We start from the raw sequence: 15,299 nt of genomic DNA, 5'->3' as shown, positions 1-15,299 counted from the left end.
TCTCTCCTAGCGTTGGTTCATGAACGCGCCTTCACCCCGGCCGGCGCGTCGCGGCCTCATCGCCGCCGCGCTCGCCTCCGTCCTCCTCGCGATCCCGTTCGGGTTCGCATCGCCCGCGCAGGCGGCTCCACCGGAGCATCCGGTCGCGAAGTACGTCGCCCTCGGCGACTCGATCGCCGCCGGCCAGGGCGGCGGCGTGCCGCTCGACGCCTGCCTGCGCACCGGCGCAGGATACGCGGAACGGCTCGACGGCGAGCCTCGCATCAACCTCCTGCGCAACGCCGGATGCAGCGGCGCCACGATCACCGAGGTGTCCACGACCCAGCTCGGCCAGCTGAACCGCGGTACGACCCTCGTCACGATCACCGCGGGAGCCGGCGACCTCGACATCGGCGCGGTCTACGCCGCCTGCGTGCCCGACCCGTCGACGCAGGCCTGCGCACAGGCGTACGCGGCCTCCGGGGCGACGCTCGCATCCGGCGTCGTCGTGTCGCGCATGATCGCCCTCGTCGGCGCGGTGCACGACCGGTCGCCGAACGCGCAGATCCTCGTGACGGGGTATCCCGTCCCGTTCGACCACGCCCTACCCGGCGTCCCCGCCGATGTCGACGGGGCGGTCGAGACGCTCAACCTGCAGATCGCGGGAGCGGTCGCCCAAGCGGCGGGCGCGCAGGGCGTCCCCGTCGGGTTCGTCGGAGTCGCCGAAGCCTTCGCCGGGCACGGCGCCGCGTCGGGCCCTGCGGCGTGGATCGGGGCCGACCCGAGCGATCCCATCACCTTCCTCCATCCGAACGCGGCCGGCTACGAGGCCTACGCCGAGCTCCTGCACGACGCCTACCTGGGGGTGGCACCGTGAACGCCCGCCGAGCACTCGCCGCGGCATCCGCCGCGATCGTCGTCGTCGCCCTCGCCCTCGCGGGTGCCTCGCCCGCCTTCGCCGCCAAAGGCGGCGGCGGCAAGCCCGGCGGCGGAGGCGGATCGAACGAGCTGACCTACGCCGCGCTCGGCGACTCGTTCGCCGCGGGCCAGGGCGGCGGCAGCTACCTCGACACGAGCTGCTACCGGAGCAACAACAGTTATCCGAAGCGCCTCGACGCCGAACCGAACCTGAAGCTCACCGCCTTCCCGGCGTGCTCGGGGGCCTCGACCGTCGAGGTGACCGCAGGACAGGTTCCCGCGATCCCCGTCGGCACCAAGCGCGTGACGCTGACCGTCGGCGGCAACGACCTCGGGTTCTCGAGCATCATGCAGAACTGCTTCGTGCTCATCTCGAACACGACGTGCCAGTCGCAGCTCACGGCGGCCGAGACGAAGGTCGCGAACGGCACCATCGCCGGGCTCGTCGCGAACGTCATCGCGCAGATCAAGCCGCGGCTCGCAACCGACGGGAAGATCGTCGTCGCCGGCTACCCGAGGCTCTTCAACGAGCCGTCGGGCTACGCGTACGCCGCGCGGGTGAACGCCGACACGTCGGCCCTCAACGATGTGCTCGAGGCGACCGCCGTCGCGAACGGGGCGGTCTTCGTCGACGTCGAGGCCGCGTTCGCGGGTCACGGCATCGGCAGTTCGTCGCCGTGGATCAACAGCTTCAGCTGGTTCAACACGACGGCGGCCTTCCACCCGAACTCGACGGGATACGCCAACTACGCGACGCTCGTGAAGCCGGCACTCGGCTGACGTCCTCCAAGCCTCCCGCCACCTCCCGCGGGAGCGTGCGATGGGCCCGGTGACCCCGGGCCCATCGTGCGCCGGATCCCACTCCCCCGGACCGCCCGGCGAAACGGCGCCCCCCGGGACGCCAGGCTCGCCCGTGCGGGGGCGCCCCGGCGAGGCGTCGAGCGGCGGCCGTCCGGATACGCCGAAGGCCCCGGCGGACCGGGGCCTTCGAGTGGAGCCGCCTGTGGGAATCGAACCCACGACCTTCTCATTACGAGTGAGACGCTCTGCCGACTGAGCTAAGGCGGCGTGACTCGCGTTGCGTGAAGCGCACCGCGTGGCACGAGAGTCAATAGTAGCGGATGCGGAGGGGTGCGAATGACCACGCCCGCCGCGCACCGATTCGGATGCCTCGTCCCGGCCGTCGGCGCGACGGCCGGCCCGTCGTCGAGGCGGTCAGCACTGAGGGTCGCTCGACGGCAACGTGCCCTCGATGAAGTACGACTCGACGGCGTCGCTCACGCACGTGTTCGACTTGTTGTAGGCGGTGTGCCCCTCGCCGTCGTAGCTCACGAGCACGCCCGAATCGAGCTGGTCGGCCAGCGCGACGGCCCACTCGTACGGAGTCGCCGGGTCGCCCGTGGTGCCCACGACCATGATGGGGTCGGCGCCGGCCGCATGGATCTCCGCACGCTCTCGGGTCGACTGGTACGGCCAGTTCACGCAGCTCAGATCGCCGTAGCCCATGTACGGTCCGATCGTCGGCGCCGCTTCGGCGATCTCCGCCGCTCGCTCCCGCATGACGTCGACGTCGGACTGGTACGTGTAATCGAGGCAGTTCACGGCCCGGAACGACTCCGTCGAGTTGTCGAGGTAGGTGCCGTCGGGGTTGCGGCCGTTGTAGGCATCGGCGAAGGCGAGCGCCGGGTCGCCGTCGCCGAAGATGGTCGCCTCGAGCATCTCGCTCAGGTAGCTCCACGAATCGGCGCTGTAGAGCGGGTAGATGATCGCGGTGAGGAGCGTGTCGGCGCCGACCAGGCGACCGTCGCTGCCGCGCAGCGGGCTCTCGTCGACCGAGGCGAGGAGGCGCCCGATCTCCTCGCGAGCCTCGTCGACGCTGCCGTCGAACGGGCAGTCCTCGGTGCCCAGGCAGTCTTCGAGGTAGGCGTCGAGCGCCTGCTCGAAGCCGACGGCCTGGGCCTTCGTCACCTCGAAGTCGCTCGCGGCCGGGTCGATCGCGCCGTCGAGCACGAGTCTGCCGACCTTCTCGGGGTAGAGCTCGGCGAACGTCGCGCCGAGGAAGGTGCCGTACGAGTACCCGAGGTAGTTGAGCTTCTCGTCGCCGAGGATCGCGCGCAGCAGGTCGAGGTCGCGAGCCGCGCTCACGGTGTCGACGTTGGCGAGCAGGTCACCGGTGTTCTCGGCGCAGGCGTCGCCGAAGTCGGCCGCGGCCTCGCCGACCGCGGTGATCCACTCGTCGCTGCCGCGCTCGGCCGGCTGGATGCCGTACAGGTAGTCGTCCATCTCGGCGGGCTCGTAGCACGTCACCGCCGTCGAACGGCCCACCCCGCGGGGGTCGAAGCCGACGACGTCGAAGCGGTCCTGCAGCGGCTGCCCGACCGCGTAGTCGAGCGAGTCGTGGATGAAGTCGTAGCCCGACCCGCCGGGACCGCCCGGATTCACGAGCAGCGAGCCGAGCTTGTCGCCGTCGGCGACGTGGCGCACGAGCGCGAGGTCGATCTCCCCGGCCGACGGGTCGCTCCAGTCGAGCGGTGCCTTCGCGGTGGCGCACCCGAGCCCGTCGCCGCAGCGCTCCCACTCGAGCACCTGGGTGTAGAACGGTTCGAGCTCGGCCGACACCTGCTCGCCCGTCGGCGTCGAGACCGGCGGCTTCGAGTCGACGAGGGAGGGCACGCAGCCGCTCAGGGCGAGCACGGCGACGAGCGCGGCGACGACCGCGCCACTGCGCCGGCCACGAGGCGTCCGGGTCGTCGCAGACCGTCGTGCGGCGATGGCCCGGCTGGAGGTCGTGTCGGTCATGCGGCCCTTCGATGGTCGGTGGGGCGCACCGCGGAGACCAGCATGGCCTCGAGCGCGAGGGCGGGCTGGACGTTGCCCTCGATGCGGGTGCGCGCGGTCTGGATCGCGTCGAGCGTTGCGAGGGTGCGAGCGGGCGGCGCCTGCGCGGCGGCGCGCTCGAGCCGCGGCAGCAGCTCGCGATTGACGAGTTCGACGTCGGCCCCGAGCTGGATGAGCAGGATGTCGCGGTAGAGCGAGGCGAGGTCGACGAGGATCCGGTCGATGCCGTCGCGGAGGCTCCGCGTCGCGCGACGCTTCTGGTCGTCCTCGAGCGCCTTCAACTGCGGCCGGAGGGCCGGCGGCACGGCCTGGCCCGGCGCGATGCCGAGCGAGTGCAGCGCGTGCTCGCGCTCCTCCGCGTCGCGGAGCTCGGTGATCGCCTTCGCGTCGTCGCCGGCGATCTCGAGGAATCGCGCCGCGGTCATGACCGCCCCGGCCGTCGAACGCACGTCGAGCGCCAACTCGAGCGTCTCGGAGCGGCGCGCGCGGGCCTGCTCGTCGGTCGCGAGTCGATGGGCCATGCCGATGTGGCTCTGCGCCTCGCGGGCGGCGCGCTCGGCGAGGTCGGCGTCGACGCCGTCGCGGCGCACGAGGAGGGCCGCGACGTCGGCGACGCTCGGCACCTGCAGCCGCACGGAGCGCACGCGCGAGCGGATGGTCGGAATGAGGTCGGCCTCGCTCGGCGCGCAGAGGATCCAGACGGTGCGCTCCGGCGGCTCCTCGAGCTCTTTCAGCAGGAAGTTCGAGGTGTGCTCGGTCATGCGGTCGGCGTCTTCGACGATGATCACGCGGTGCCGTCCGATGGACGGCGCGTAGTGCGAGCGCTTGACGATGTCGCGCACGTCGTCGCGCTTGATGATCACGCCTTCGGTCGCGAGCACGTGGAGGTCGGGATGGCTGCGCGCGTCGACCTGGATGCGCGTCGCCTCGTCGCCGTCGGGCACCCCCGAGATGAGCGCGGTCGCGAACGCGTACGCGAGGTTCGACCGACCTGACCCGGGCGGGCCCGTGATGAGCCACGAGTGGGTCATCTGCTGCGACGAGGACGCCGTCGAGGGGCGCTCGCCGTCACCGGCCGGGGATGCCTCGCGGCGGACGCCGGCGGCCTCGGCGGCCGCCCGGAACACGGCGATCGCCGCCTCCTGGCCGGTCAGCTCGCTCCACACGCTCACGGGTCAACGCTACCTTCCACCGCCGACGCGGGACTCAGAGTCCGGTCAGCGTCGCGACGCGCTCGCGGATGGTCGCGGCGATCACGTCGACCGGTGCCGACGCGTCGACGACGAGGAACCGCTCGGGCTCGGCCTCGGCGAGTGCGAGGTACGCCGCGCGCACCCGGTCGTGGAACTCGGATGCCTCGGCCTCGAGCCGGTCGTACCGGGTGCGCGCCTCGTCGAGCCGGCCTCGGGCCGCCGAGGCGTCGAGGTCGAGCAGGATGGTGAGGTCGGGCATGAGCCCCTCGGTCGCCCACTCCGACAGGCCGCGCACGGCCTCCGGGTCGAGCACGCGACCGGCACCCTGGTAGGCGACCGACGAGTCGATGTACCGGTCCTGGATGACGACCTCGCCGCGCGCGAGCGCCGGACGCACCACGGTGGCGATGTGCTGGGCGCGGTCGGCGGCGTAGAGCAGCGCCTCGGCGCGGGGAGCGATGTCCCCGCGGTGATGCAGCACGATCTCGCGCACCTCGACGCCGACCTCGGTACCGCCCGGCTCGCGGGTGCGCAGCACCGTTCGGCCCTCGCCGGCGAGCCACTCGCGCAGCAGCTCGGCCTGGGTCGTCTTTCCCGAGCCGTCGCCGCCCTCGAGGGTGATGAAGAGGCCCGTGCCGGTCATCGGACCGGTCGCCGGGTCGACACCGGTCACTTCTTCGACGCCGTCTTCTTCGCCGCCGGCTTCTTGGCGGGCGCCTTCTTGCGCGGCGCCGCCGGGCCCTTGTCGCGCTTGATCTGCAGCAGCTCGACCGCACGCTCGAAGGTGATGTCCTCGACGGACTCCGCCCGCGGGATCGTCGCGTTCGTCGTGCCGTCGGTGACGTACGGGCCGAAGCGGCCGTCCTTCACCTTGATCGGCTTGCCGCTCACCGGGTCGTTCTCGAACTCCTTGAGCGCGCTCGAGGCGCGGCGGGCGCCGTACTTCGGCTGCGCGAACAGTTCGAGGGCACCGGCGAGGTCGATGTCGAAGATCGCATCCTCGCTCGGGAGGGTCCGGGTGTCGGCGTCCTTCTTGAGGTACGGACCGTAGCGGCCGTTCTGCGCCGTGATCTCGACGCCCGACTCGGGGTCGAGTCCGACGACGCGCGGCAGGTCGAGCAGCTTCAGCGCCGTCGCGAGGTCGACCTCTTCGATCTGCATGCTCTTGAAGAGCGAAGCGGTGCGCGGCTTCGGCGCGGCCGCCTTCTTGGCGCCGCGCTTGGGCTTCGAGGCCTCGACGACCTCGCCCGTGGCGGGGTCGACGGCGGCCTCGGCCGACGCCTCGGGCTCGGGCTCGACCTCGGTCACGTACGGACCGAACCGGCCGTCCTTCACGACGACCTGCTTGCCGTTCTCGGGGTTCAGGCCGAGCACGCGGTCGCCCTGCACGGGGGCCTCGATGAGCTCGCGGGCCTTCGCCTCGGTGAGTTCGTCGGGTGCGAGACCCTCGGGCAGGTTCACCCGTCGCGGTGCGGCGTCGGCCGCGGCATCCGCATCGACGGTCTCGAGGTAGGGGCCGTACTTCCCGATGCGCAACGTGATGTCGGGCGCGATCGCGACCGAGTTGATCTCGCGCGCATCGATGTCGCCGAGGTTGTCGACGACCTGGCGGAGGCCGCGGTGCTTCTCGGAGCCGAAGTAGAAGCTCGAGAGCCAGTCGACGCGGTCGGCCTCGCCGGCCGCGATGTGGTCGAGGTCGTCCTCCATCTCGGCGGTGAAGTCGTACTCCACGAGGTCGCCGAAGTGCTCTTCGAGCAGGCGCACCACCGAGAACGCCACCCAGCTCGGCACGAGCGCCTGACCGCGCTGCGTGACGTAACCGCGGTCGATGATCGTCGAGATGATCGAGGCGAACGTCGAGGGGCGGCCGATCCCGAGCTCTTCCAGGCGCTTGACGAGGCTGGCCTCGGTGTAGCGCGGCGGCGGGCTCGTCTCGTGGCCCTTGGCCTCGAGCTCCTCGAGCTTCAGCGCTTGGCCCTCCGCGAGCTGCGGGAGCTTCGCGTCGCCCGAGGCGTCGTCGCGGTTGCGCTCCTCGTCACGGCCCTCCTCGTACGCGGCGAGGAAGCCGCGGAAGGTGATGACGGTGCCGCTCGCGGTGAACTCCGCGACGGTGCCCCCGACCTTCGTCGTCGCGCCGGCGGGCGACGACGCCGAGGCATCCGTCGGCCCGACCTCGATCGTGACCGTCGCGGTCTGGCCCTTCGCATCGGCCATCTGCGAGGCGACCGTGCGCTTCCAGATCAGGTCGTACAGTTCGAACTCGCGACCGCGCAGGGCACCCTGCAGCGAGGCGGGCGTGCGGAAGACCTCGCCCGACGGGCGGATGGCCTCGTGCGCCTCCTGCGCGTTCTTCGACTTGCCAGCGTAGACGCGGGGCTTGTCGGGCACCGAGTCGGCGCCGTAGAGCGAGCTCGCCTGCGCGCGAGCGGCCGAGATCGCCTGCTGCGACAGCGAGTTCGAGTCGGTGCGCATATAGGTGATGTAGCCGTTCTCGTAGAGCGACTGCGCCACGCGCATCGTGTCCTTCGCCGAGAGGCGGAGCTTGCGCGCGGCCTCCTGCTGCAGGGTCGACGTCGTGAACGGCGCCGCCGGGCGGCGCGAGTACGGCTTCGTCTCGAGCTTCGAGACCCGGCGGGCGACCGTGTCGTCGCGGAGCGCCGCGGCGAGCGCCTGGGCGGTCGCCTCGTCGATGACGACGGCCTTCGAGGTGAGCTTCCCGGCATCGTCGAAGTCGCGGCCCGTCGCGATCCGCTCGCCGCCCACGCGCACGAGCTTCGCGTCGAAGGCGCTGCCCGCGGCGTCCGTGGCGAAGGTGCCGATCAGGTCCCAGTAGCCGGCCGCCACGAAGGCGAGCCGTTCGCGCTCGCGATCGACGACCAGACGGGTGGCGGCCGACTGCACGCGACCCGCCGAGAGGCCGGGACCGACCTTCCGCCAGAGCACGGGCGACACCTCGTAGCCGTAGAGGCGGTCGAGGATGCGCCGGGTCTCCTGCGCGTCGACGAGCGCGGTGTCGAGCTCGCGGGTGTTGTCCTTCGCCTTCTGGATCGCGTCCTTCGTGATCTCGTGGAAGACCATGCGGCGCACGGGCACCTTGGGCTTGAGCTCCTGCAGGAGGTGCCACGCGATGGCCTCGCCCTCGCGGTCCTCATCGGTGGCGAGCAGGAGTTCGTCGGCGCCCTTGAGCGCGCGCTTCAGTTCGGCGACCGTCTTCTTCTTCGAGTCGCTGACGACGTAGTAGGGCTCGAAGCCGTTGTCGACGTCGACCGAGAACTTGCCGAGCGGGCCCTTCTTGAGCTCGGCGGGAAGGTTCTTCGGCTCGATCAGGTCGCGGATGTGTCCCACCGACGAGAGCACCTCGTATCCCTCGCCCAGGTACTGGGCGATGGACTTCATCTTGGTCGGCGACTCGACGATCACCAGTTTTTTCGCGCCTGACACCAGACTCCTCTTGTTCCACTTCTGAGACGAGAACGCACATCGAATGCCGCGCCCCCGAGCGGTGTGCCGTGGCCGGCGGTTCGCTCCGCCGACAGCCACACCATACACATTCCGACCGGGAGCGCGCCCACTCCACCGCGTCCAATCGCGGCTCGACCACTCGCCGCGTCCCCTTGCGGTTCCTCCGCGGCGGAGGAGAATGGCCGCATGGACACGTCATCTCACGGCTCGTACACGGCCAAGCTGATCGACGGCCCGCTCGAGGGCAAGACCATCGCGACGGGGTTCCTCGACACGGGCGACCCCAAGCCGCGGCTCGAGCTCAACGCCGAAGCGGGCAAGCGCTACATCTATTCCCGTGCGGCCGGCCTCGAGTTCGAGACGCCGGGCGACGATCGCCCGTCCGCAGTCGACTACCGGTTCATCGAGACCGTCTTCGACTGACCGGCGCTCAGCCGCGCCACCCCGGCGGGCCTGCTCGCGCTCGCGCCGAGAGGACGAACCCGAGCATCGTCGTGCTCACCTCGATGTCGGCCACCGGACCGTCGAGCGTGCACGCGACGAGGCGCGCCCCGTTGCGCTCGGCGAGCTCGGCCGCGAGCTCGCACGGAACGCCGGCGACGATGCCCGCCGACGCATCGGCCGCGGCGAGGGCGGCGGCGTCGGCGGCGTTCGCCGCACGCTGAGACGTCACGAATGCACCGAGCACGGGCACGAGGAGCGACGACACGAGCACGATCGCGCCGACGAGCGCGAGGGCGACGACGGTCGCGGCGCCGCCCTCGTCGGTGCCGACGCGCCGACGACGTGCTTCGGGCGTCGGGCGATCGCCCGGCTCGGCGCGCGTCACAATCCGCCGCCGAGTGCGCACGATCGCGCTTCGAGCCGCACGGCGGCGAGCAGGCCGGTGCCCGACGTGCTGAGCAGCGCGCAGACGACCTCGCCGTCGTCGTCGACCTCGATCGCCACTTCGCCCGCGACCCGCGACGCGATCGCCCGGGCCCGGCCGGCGTCCTCGCCCCGGCCGAGCGCCCGAGCGGCATCGGCCGCCGCGTCCGTCAGTCGCACCTGCTGGGCGGCGAGCTGCACCGCCCCGAGGCAGGCGGCGAGCACGAGCGCGATCGCCGGCAGCGCGACGGCGAACTCCGCCGTCACGCTGCCGCGTTCGCGATCAGCCGACCGTGAGCGCATTCCGCACGAGATCGGTGAGGATGCCGCGGACCTCGTCGCCCCGCAGGATGACGACGAGCAGCCCGGCGAACCCGACCGCGGCCATCGTGGCGACGGCGTACTCGGCGGTCGCCGCACCGCGCTCGCCCGCGACCCGTCGCGCGAGCCGGCGGAGCCGGCCGTCGCGCCCGGGCGGGGTCGCGGGGTGCGACTCGGCGCGGGCGTCGGCCGCGTCGGTCGTCTCGGTGGATCGGTTGTGCATGTCGGTGTTCCCTTCGATTGCGCCGGCGGACCGGCGGATGGACGGCACGAGGCGGAGGGCGTCACCCGGCACCGCCGAGGGTGCCGGTGACGACGGAGATCATCAGGGGCGCGACGCCGAGCAGCACGAACGCCGGCAGCACGCAGAGCCCGAGCGGCAGCATCAACCCCACGCCGAGCGCGGCCGCCCGCGCCTCGCCGTCGGTCCGCGCCGCGCGACGCACCCGGAAGGCCTCGGCCCGCAGCAGCTCGGCGACCGGAGCACCTGCCCGGGTCGCCAGGCCGACGACCTCCTCGACGACGTCGCCGTCGCCGGTGTGCGGCAGGTGCCGGCGCATGGCGGCTCGCGCCAGGCCGCGCGCGCGTTCGATCGAGGTACCGCTCGACATCGCGATCGCGAGCAGCTCGAGTTCGAGGCCGGCGTCGGCGCGCGACGCCGAGGCGGCACGTGCGAGCCGCCGGTTCCAGCGCGATCCGGCCCAGAGCAGCAGCCCGCCGAGCACCAGGCACGTCACGCCGAGCGGGTTGCCGAGCAGCACGCCGACGGTGTCGAACCCGAGCAGCGCCCCGAAACCGAGCGCGACCGCCGGAAGCGCCGTGACGAGCCGGGCGCTCGCCGCCGGGCCCGCGAGGGCCGTTCCGACGTCGCGCCGCAGCTGGGCCTCGTCGCGCAACACGACCGCGAGCGCACGCAGCGTCGTGGCGAGCGGCGCTCCGGCCTCGGCGGCGACCGACCACGCCGCCGCGAGCACCGCCCAGGTCGACGATGCGCCGTCGTGGTCATGGCGGGCGCCCTCGATCGCCTCCGCGACCGACGCTCCCGCAGCCGCCGCAGCCGCCGCAGCGGCGAGCACGCGCTCGTCGGCGGTGGGCTCGGGCGACGTGACCGTCGGCGCCCGCCGGGCCCCGGGCCCGGCGCCCTCGACGGGTGACCCCCGGTCGGAGGTTCGCGCCGCTCTCCCCTCGGTCGTGCGCCCGACCGACACGTACCGCCAGGCGCTCGCGGCGGGGACGCCCGCGGAGAGCAGCACGGCGAGCCGCTCGGTGAGCCCGGCGACGGCGTCGACCTCCGCCCCCGGGTCGGCGCGGCGCCGCAGGCGCAGTCGGGCGATCACAGCGCCTCGATCCCGAGCCGGCCGCCGTCGAGCTCGAATCGGCCGACCTGCGCGAGCCGGCGTCGGCCGTCGACGCGTTCGAGATGCAGCACGAGGTCGAAGGCGCTGGCGGTCTGCCGTGCGACGGCCTCGGCGGTGAGACCGGCCGTCGCGCCGAGGGCCTCGAGGCGTGCGGGCACGTCGGCGAGCGAGTTGGCGTGCAGGGTGCCGGCCCCGCCGTCGTGCCCGGTGTTGAGCGCGGCCAGGAGCTCGCGCAGCTCCGCGCCGCGGCATTCGCCGACGACGAGCCGGTCGGGCCGCATCCGCAGCGCTTCGCGCAGCAGCGCGTCGAGCCCGATGCGCCCGGTGCCCTCGAGGTTCGGCTGGCGGGCCTCGAGGGCGGCGACGTGCGGGTGGGCGAGCTGCAGTTCGGCGACGTCCTCGATGACGACGATGCGCTCGGCTTCGGGCGCCGCGCTGAGCAGGGCGCCGAGCAGGGTCGTCTTGCCGGTGCCGCCCGCGCCGGTGATCAGGAGGTTCTCCCGGTCGGCGACGGCCGCGGCGAGGCGAGCGCGCTGCGCCTCGTCGAGCATGCCGCCCTGCGCGAGGTCGTCGAGCGAGCGGCCCGCCGCGCGCGGGATGCGCACCGAGACCAGCGTGCCGCAGGTCGAGACCGGCGGCAGCACGACGTGCACGCGGATGCCTCGTCCGAGCCGCACGTCGACGGCCGGGGTCGCCTCGTCGACATGACGGCCGCCCCGTGCGATCAACCGCACCGCGAGCGCCCGCACCTCGGCCTCATCGGCCGACCACGCCGGTTCATGGCGGGCACCGTGCCCGCGGTCCACCCACAGCCCGGCGGATCCGTTGACGAAGAGGTCGGTGACGGGACCGTCGGCGGCGAAGGGCTCGAGCGGCCCGAGCTCCGACAGGTCGACGGAGCCGCCCGCACCGGCCTCGACCTGCGCGGCATCGGGCGGGCGCGGCACGAACGGAGCACGCGCCGCCCGGTCGGCCCGACCGGCAGCGGCGGCGGAACCGGCAGCCGCAGCAGCACCGGCACCCGCAGCGGCACCGGCGCCATCGGCCGCATCCACCGGCGGCGACGCCGCACTCGCTCGCCACGAGGGCGTCGCGACGAATGGGAGGCTCATGGGGCCGAGCGTATGGAGCGGGTCGCACCGCGAGGCATCCATCGCACCGAGATGTGCAGAGAGCCCTCCCCCACACCGTTGTGGAGGAGGGCTCTCGCCGGGCACCGGCCGCGACATGCACCGGTGCGTTAAAAGAAGGGGGCGGCACCCATTGGGGGGAACAGGTGCCGCCTCGGCAGCACAAGGATTGGGGGGAATCTCAAGTGCTGCAGGCCTCGAAACGAGTGTTCGGGCGGTACTCAGTGTACGGCCTCAGAAACAATGCGCAAGCATTTTTTGTCCTCATTTGTGCGGACACTCAGAAATCTCTGCGCAAAGGCACAGTAGCGCCTTCGGAAGCCGCGCGGAAGAGCAATCGAACGATGTGTTTCCGCACCCGCGCAACACGGTCACGGACGCGGGGTAGTGTGCTGGGTGGGGCAGGCGACCCAACCGATGAAACAGATCGCGAAGGAGCGACCGGAGAACCATGACCGTTCAGATCGATCACGCACTCGAGGAGATCAGGCGCTTCCGTCCGAGCCCCGAGTTCGCCGCCCAAGCCGTCGCCGACGAGCGCCTCTACGAGGCCGCGAAGGCCGACCGCCTCGGATTCTGGGCCGACCAGGCCCGTGAGCTGCTGACCTGGCAGAAGCCGTTCACCCGAACCCTCGACTGGTCGAACCCGCCGTTCGCGAAGTGGTTCGACGACGGCGAGCTCAATGTCGCCGTGAACTGCCTCGACCGTCACGTCGAGGCCGGCCTCGGCGACCGCGTCGCCATCCACTTCGAGGGCGAGCCCGGCGACAGCCGCGACATCACCTACGCCGAGCTGACCGACGAGGTCAAGCGCGCGGCGAACGTGCTCGAGGGACTCGGCGTGGGCGAGGGCGACCGGGTCGCCATCTACCTGCCGATGATCCCCGAGGCCGTCGTCTCGATGCTCGCGGTCGCGCGCATCGGCGCGATCCACTCGGTCGTGTTCGGCGGATTCAGCTCGGACAGCCTCGCCTCGCGCATCGACGACGCCGAGGCGAAGGTCGTCATCACCGCCGACGGCGGCTACCGCAAGGGCCGGGTCTTCCCGCTGAAGCCGACCGTCGACGAGGCGATCGCGAAGACGGCGGGGTCGGTCGAGAAGGTGCTCGTCGTCAAGCGCACGGGCAACGACGTCGACGTCGAGGCGGGGCGCGACGTGTGGTGGCACGACACCGTCGCCGAGGCATCCGGCGAGCACGAGCCGAAGGCGTTCAACGCCGAGCACCCGCTGTTCATCCTCTACACGTCGGGCACGACCGGAAAGCCGAAGGGCGTCGTGCACTCGAGCGGCGGCTACCTCACCCAGGCGGCGTTCACGCACAAGAACGTCTTCGACCTGCACCCCGAGACCGACGTCTACTGGTGCACCGCCGACGTCGGCTGGATCACGGGCCACTCCTACGTCGTCTACGGTCCGCTCGCGAACGCGGCGACGCAGGTGCTCTACGAAGGCACTCCCGACACGCCGCACCCCGGCCGGTGGTGGGAGATCGTCGAGAAGTACAAGGTCTCGATCCTCTACACGGCCCCGACCGCGATCCGCTCCTTCATGAAGCTCGGCCGGCAGATCCCGCACCAGTTCAACCTGCGCTCGCTGCGGCTGCTCGGCTCGGTCGGCGAGCCGATCAACCCCGAGGCGTGGATCTGGTACCGCCACGTCATCGGCGGCGGCTCGATCCCCGTGGTCGACACGTGGTGGCAGACCGAGACCGGCGCGATCATGATCTCGGCGATGCCCGGCATCACCGACCTGAAGCCCGGCTCGGCGCAGGTGGCGATCCCCGGCATCTCGATCGACATCCTGAGCGACGACGGCACGCCCGTCGAGGGCGAGGACGGCGGCCTGCTCGTCATCACCGAGCCCTGGCCGTCGATGCTCCGGGGCATCTGGGGCGACCCCGAGCGGTTCAAGGAGACCTACTGGGAGAAGTTCGGCGACAAGTACTTCGCCGGCGACGGCGCCCGCCGCGACGAGGACGGCGACATCTGGCTGCTCGGCCGGGTCGACGACGTGATGAACGTCTCGGGCCACCGCCTGTCGACGGCCGAGATCGAGTCGTCGCTCGTCGCCCACCCGTGGACGGCCGAGGCCGCCGTCGTCGGTGCGTCCGACGAGACCACGGGCCAGGCGGTCGTCGCCTTCGTCATCCTCAAGCAGAGCCAGGCCGAGCACGGCGACGACCTCGCCGCCGCCTCCGAGGAGCTTCGCAAGCACGTCGCCACCCAGATCGGCGCGATCGCCCGGCCGCGCCAGGTGTTCATCGTCAACGAACTGCCCAAGACGCGATCGGGCAAGATCATGCGCCGCCTGCTGCGCGACCTCGCCGAGGGCCGCCAGATCGGCGACACGACGACGCTCGCCGACACCTCGATCATGCAGATCATCAGCGAGCAGGTGAAGTAGCCCTTCACCCGGCCCCACGACGACGGATGCCTCGGCGGGAAGATTCCCGCCGAGGCATCCGTGTTCGGGTCGGTGCGTCAGGCGAACTCGACGACGAGCTCGAGCTCGACGGGCGAGTCGAGCGGCAGCACCGCGACGCCGACGGCGGAGCGGGCGTGCCGGCCGGCCTCGCCGAAGATCTCGCCGAGCGCCTCGGACGCCCCGTTGATGACACCGGGCTGGCCGGTGAATGCGGGGTCGCTCGCGACGAAGCCGACGAGCTTCACGATGCGGGTCACGCGGTCGAGCGAGCCGATCTCGGCGCGCACCGCGGCGAGGGCGTTGAGCACGCACGTGCGGGCGTACTCCTTGGCGTCGTCGGCGGGCACGAGTCCGTGGCCGTCGCCGACCTTGCCGGTGGCCGGAAGGCTGCCGGCCGTGAACGGCAGCTGGCCCGACGTGTAGACGTAGGAGCCGGTGACGACGGCGGGCACGTAGGCGGCGACGGGTGCGGCGACCTCGGGGAGCTCGATGCCGAGCTCGGCGAGGCGGGCCTCGTAGCCGGCCATCAGGCGTGCCCCTCGCCCTCGAACTGCTTCGCGGCCTGCGCGGCCGCGGCGGCGCCCGCCTGGGCCGCTTGCGACGACTCGCCGCCCTTCGGCCGCTTCAGGTAGGCGACGAGCCCGCCCTCCGGTCCCTGGACGATCTGGACGAGCTCCCACCCCTCCGAGCCCCAGTTGTTGAGGATCGCGGCGGTGTTGTGGATGAGCAGCGGAGTGGTGATGTACTCCCAGGCCGGCATATGGGCTCCCTCGGTGGATGTCTCGTGCACGACCAGGCGTGCGATGAT

The 15,299-nt window shown here is 72.0% G+C and carries 15 protein-coding genes and 1 tRNA gene; 4 read left to right on the top strand and 12 right to left on the bottom strand.

The genetic code is table 11. The features are described 5' to 3' along the window. Positions 1-19: 19 nt before the first annotated feature. Together AC3RJ7_RS10065 and AC3RJ7_RS10060 are read left to right on the top strand one after the other, a co-directional pair. Positions 20-856, top strand: a complete 837-nt coding sequence (locus tag AC3RJ7_RS10065) for an SGNH/GDSL hydrolase family protein (protein WP_491455697.1) — start codon at positions 20-22, stop codon at positions 854-856. Further along, complete coding sequence (locus tag AC3RJ7_RS10060) at positions 853-1,677, top strand: SGNH/GDSL hydrolase family protein (RefSeq protein WP_491455696.1); 825 nt, start codon at positions 853-855, stop codon at positions 1,675-1,677. Before AC3RJ7_RS10065 ends, AC3RJ7_RS10060 begins: the two co-directional genes overlap by 4 nt. A gap of 212 nt (positions 1,678-1,889) precedes the next feature. On the opposite strand, the gene AC3RJ7_RS10055 is transcribed toward AC3RJ7_RS10060, so the two are convergent. From AC3RJ7_RS10055 to topA, 5 genes are all read right to left on the bottom strand, one after another. Next, positions 1,890-1,965: transfer RNA gene (locus AC3RJ7_RS10055), tRNA-Thr, on the bottom strand. A gap of 147 nt (positions 1,966-2,112) precedes the next feature. Then, complete coding sequence (locus tag AC3RJ7_RS10050) at positions 2,113-3,696, bottom strand: alpha/beta hydrolase (RefSeq protein ID WP_491455695.1); 1,584 nt, start codon at positions 3,694-3,696, stop codon at positions 2,113-2,115. Then, on the bottom strand, positions 3,693-4,907 hold the full coding sequence (locus tag AC3RJ7_RS10045) for a DNA polymerase III subunit delta' (protein ID WP_491455694.1): 1,215 nt from the start codon (positions 4,905-4,907) through the stop codon (positions 3,693-3,695). The genes AC3RJ7_RS10050 and AC3RJ7_RS10045 overlap by 4 nt, the downstream gene beginning before the upstream one ends. A 34-nt stretch (positions 4,908-4,941) precedes the next feature. Then, complete coding sequence (tmk, locus tag AC3RJ7_RS10040) at positions 4,942-5,571, bottom strand: dTMP kinase (protein WP_491456156.1); 630 nt, start codon at positions 5,569-5,571, stop codon at positions 4,942-4,944. Between the two features lie 26 nt (positions 5,572-5,597). After that, positions 5,598-8,369, bottom strand: coding sequence for a type I DNA topoisomerase (topA, locus tag AC3RJ7_RS10035; RefSeq protein ID WP_491455693.1), 2,772 nt, complete (start codon positions 8,367-8,369; stop codon positions 5,598-5,600). Positions 8,370-8,576: 207 nt separating this feature from the next. On the opposite strand from topA, the gene AC3RJ7_RS10030 reads away from it, so the two are divergent. Further along, entirely contained in the window at positions 8,577-8,813 is a 237-nt protein-coding gene (locus AC3RJ7_RS10030) for a hypothetical protein (RefSeq protein ID WP_491455692.1), read from the top strand. Positions 8,814-8,820: 7 nt separating this feature from the next. On the opposite strand, the gene AC3RJ7_RS10025 is transcribed toward AC3RJ7_RS10030, so the two are convergent. The 5 genes from AC3RJ7_RS10025 to AC3RJ7_RS10005 form a co-directional block, all read right to left on the bottom strand. Further along, positions 8,821-9,219, bottom strand: coding sequence for an Rv3654c family TadE-like protein (locus AC3RJ7_RS10025; protein ID WP_491455691.1), 399 nt, complete (start codon positions 9,217-9,219; stop codon positions 8,821-8,823). After that, positions 9,216-9,524, bottom strand: coding sequence for a TadE family type IV pilus minor pilin (locus AC3RJ7_RS10020; RefSeq protein ID WP_491455690.1), 309 nt, complete (start codon positions 9,522-9,524; stop codon positions 9,216-9,218). Before AC3RJ7_RS10020 ends, AC3RJ7_RS10025 begins: the two co-directional genes overlap by 4 nt. A gap of 16 nt (positions 9,525-9,540) precedes the next feature. Further along, positions 9,541-9,801, bottom strand: a complete 261-nt coding sequence (locus AC3RJ7_RS10015) for a DUF4244 domain-containing protein (RefSeq protein ID WP_491455689.1) — start codon at positions 9,799-9,801, stop codon at positions 9,541-9,543. Between the two features lie 61 nt (positions 9,802-9,862). Beyond that, positions 9,863-10,915, bottom strand: coding sequence for a type II secretion system F family protein (locus tag AC3RJ7_RS10010; RefSeq protein ID WP_491455688.1), 1,053 nt, complete (start codon positions 10,913-10,915; stop codon positions 9,863-9,865). Then, positions 10,912-12,048, bottom strand: a complete 1,137-nt coding sequence (locus AC3RJ7_RS10005; protein WP_491455687.1) for a TadA family conjugal transfer-associated ATPase — start codon at positions 12,046-12,048, stop codon at positions 10,912-10,914. The genes AC3RJ7_RS10010 and AC3RJ7_RS10005 overlap by 4 nt, the downstream gene beginning before the upstream one ends. A 469-nt stretch (positions 12,049-12,517) precedes the next feature. Here AC3RJ7_RS10005 and acs point away from each other — a divergent pair, with 469 nt between their 5' ends. Beyond that, on the top strand, positions 12,518-14,470 hold the full coding sequence (acs, locus tag AC3RJ7_RS10000) for an acetate--CoA ligase (protein ID WP_491455686.1): 1,953 nt from the start codon (positions 12,518-12,520) through the stop codon (positions 14,468-14,470). A 77-nt stretch (positions 14,471-14,547) separates the two neighbouring features. Here the strand turns inward: acs and AC3RJ7_RS09995 are convergent, their stop codons facing one another. After that, positions 14,548-15,018, bottom strand: coding sequence for a RidA family protein (locus AC3RJ7_RS09995; RefSeq protein WP_491455685.1), 471 nt, complete (start codon positions 15,016-15,018; stop codon positions 14,548-14,550). Next, positions 15,018-15,251, bottom strand: coding sequence for a Sp36 family protein (sp36, locus tag AC3RJ7_RS09990; RefSeq protein ID WP_491455684.1), 234 nt, complete (start codon positions 15,249-15,251; stop codon positions 15,018-15,020). The genes AC3RJ7_RS09995 and sp36 overlap by 1 nt, the downstream gene beginning before the upstream one ends. Positions 15,252-15,299: the final 48 nt, after the last annotated feature.

The sequence above is a fragment of the Agromyces solani genome (assembly GCF_058349925.1).
Note: the sequence above shows the minus strand (reverse complement) of the source record. Positions and strands in the feature narration are given on the sequence as shown.

What these genes read in the sequence shown, in the direction of transcription:
- AC3RJ7_RS10065 (WP_491455697.1), top strand. Translation starts at nt 20, where the DNA reads ATGAACGCGCCTTCACCCCGGCCGGCGCGTCGCGGCCTCATCGCCGCC.
- AC3RJ7_RS10050 (WP_491455695.1), bottom strand. Translation starts at nt 3,696, where the DNA reads ATGACCGACACGACCTCCAGCCGGGCCATCGCCGCACGACGGTCTGCG.
- tmk (WP_491456156.1), bottom strand. Translation starts at nt 5,571, where the DNA reads ATGACCGGCACGGGCCTCTTCATCACCCTCGAGGGCGGCGACGGCTCG.
- AC3RJ7_RS10030 (WP_491455692.1), top strand. Translation starts at nt 8,577, where the DNA reads ATGGACACGTCATCTCACGGCTCGTACACGGCCAAGCTGATCGACGGC.
- AC3RJ7_RS10015 (WP_491455689.1), bottom strand. Translation starts at nt 9,801, where the DNA reads ATGCACAACCGATCCACCGAGACGACCGACGCGGCCGACGCCCGCGCC.
- AC3RJ7_RS10005 (WP_491455687.1), bottom strand. Translation starts at nt 12,048, where the DNA reads ATGAGCCTCCCATTCGTCGCGACGCCCTCGTGGCGAGCGAGTGCGGCG.
- acs (WP_491455686.1), top strand. Translation starts at nt 12,518, where the DNA reads ATGACCGTTCAGATCGATCACGCACTCGAGGAGATCAGGCGCTTCCGT.
- AC3RJ7_RS09995 (WP_491455685.1), bottom strand. Translation starts at nt 15,018, where the DNA reads ATGGCCGGCTACGAGGCCCGCCTCGCCGAGCTCGGCATCGAGCTCCCC.
- sp36 (WP_491455684.1), bottom strand. Translation starts at nt 15,251, where the DNA reads ATGCCGGCCTGGGAGTACATCACCACTCCGCTGCTCATCCACAACACC.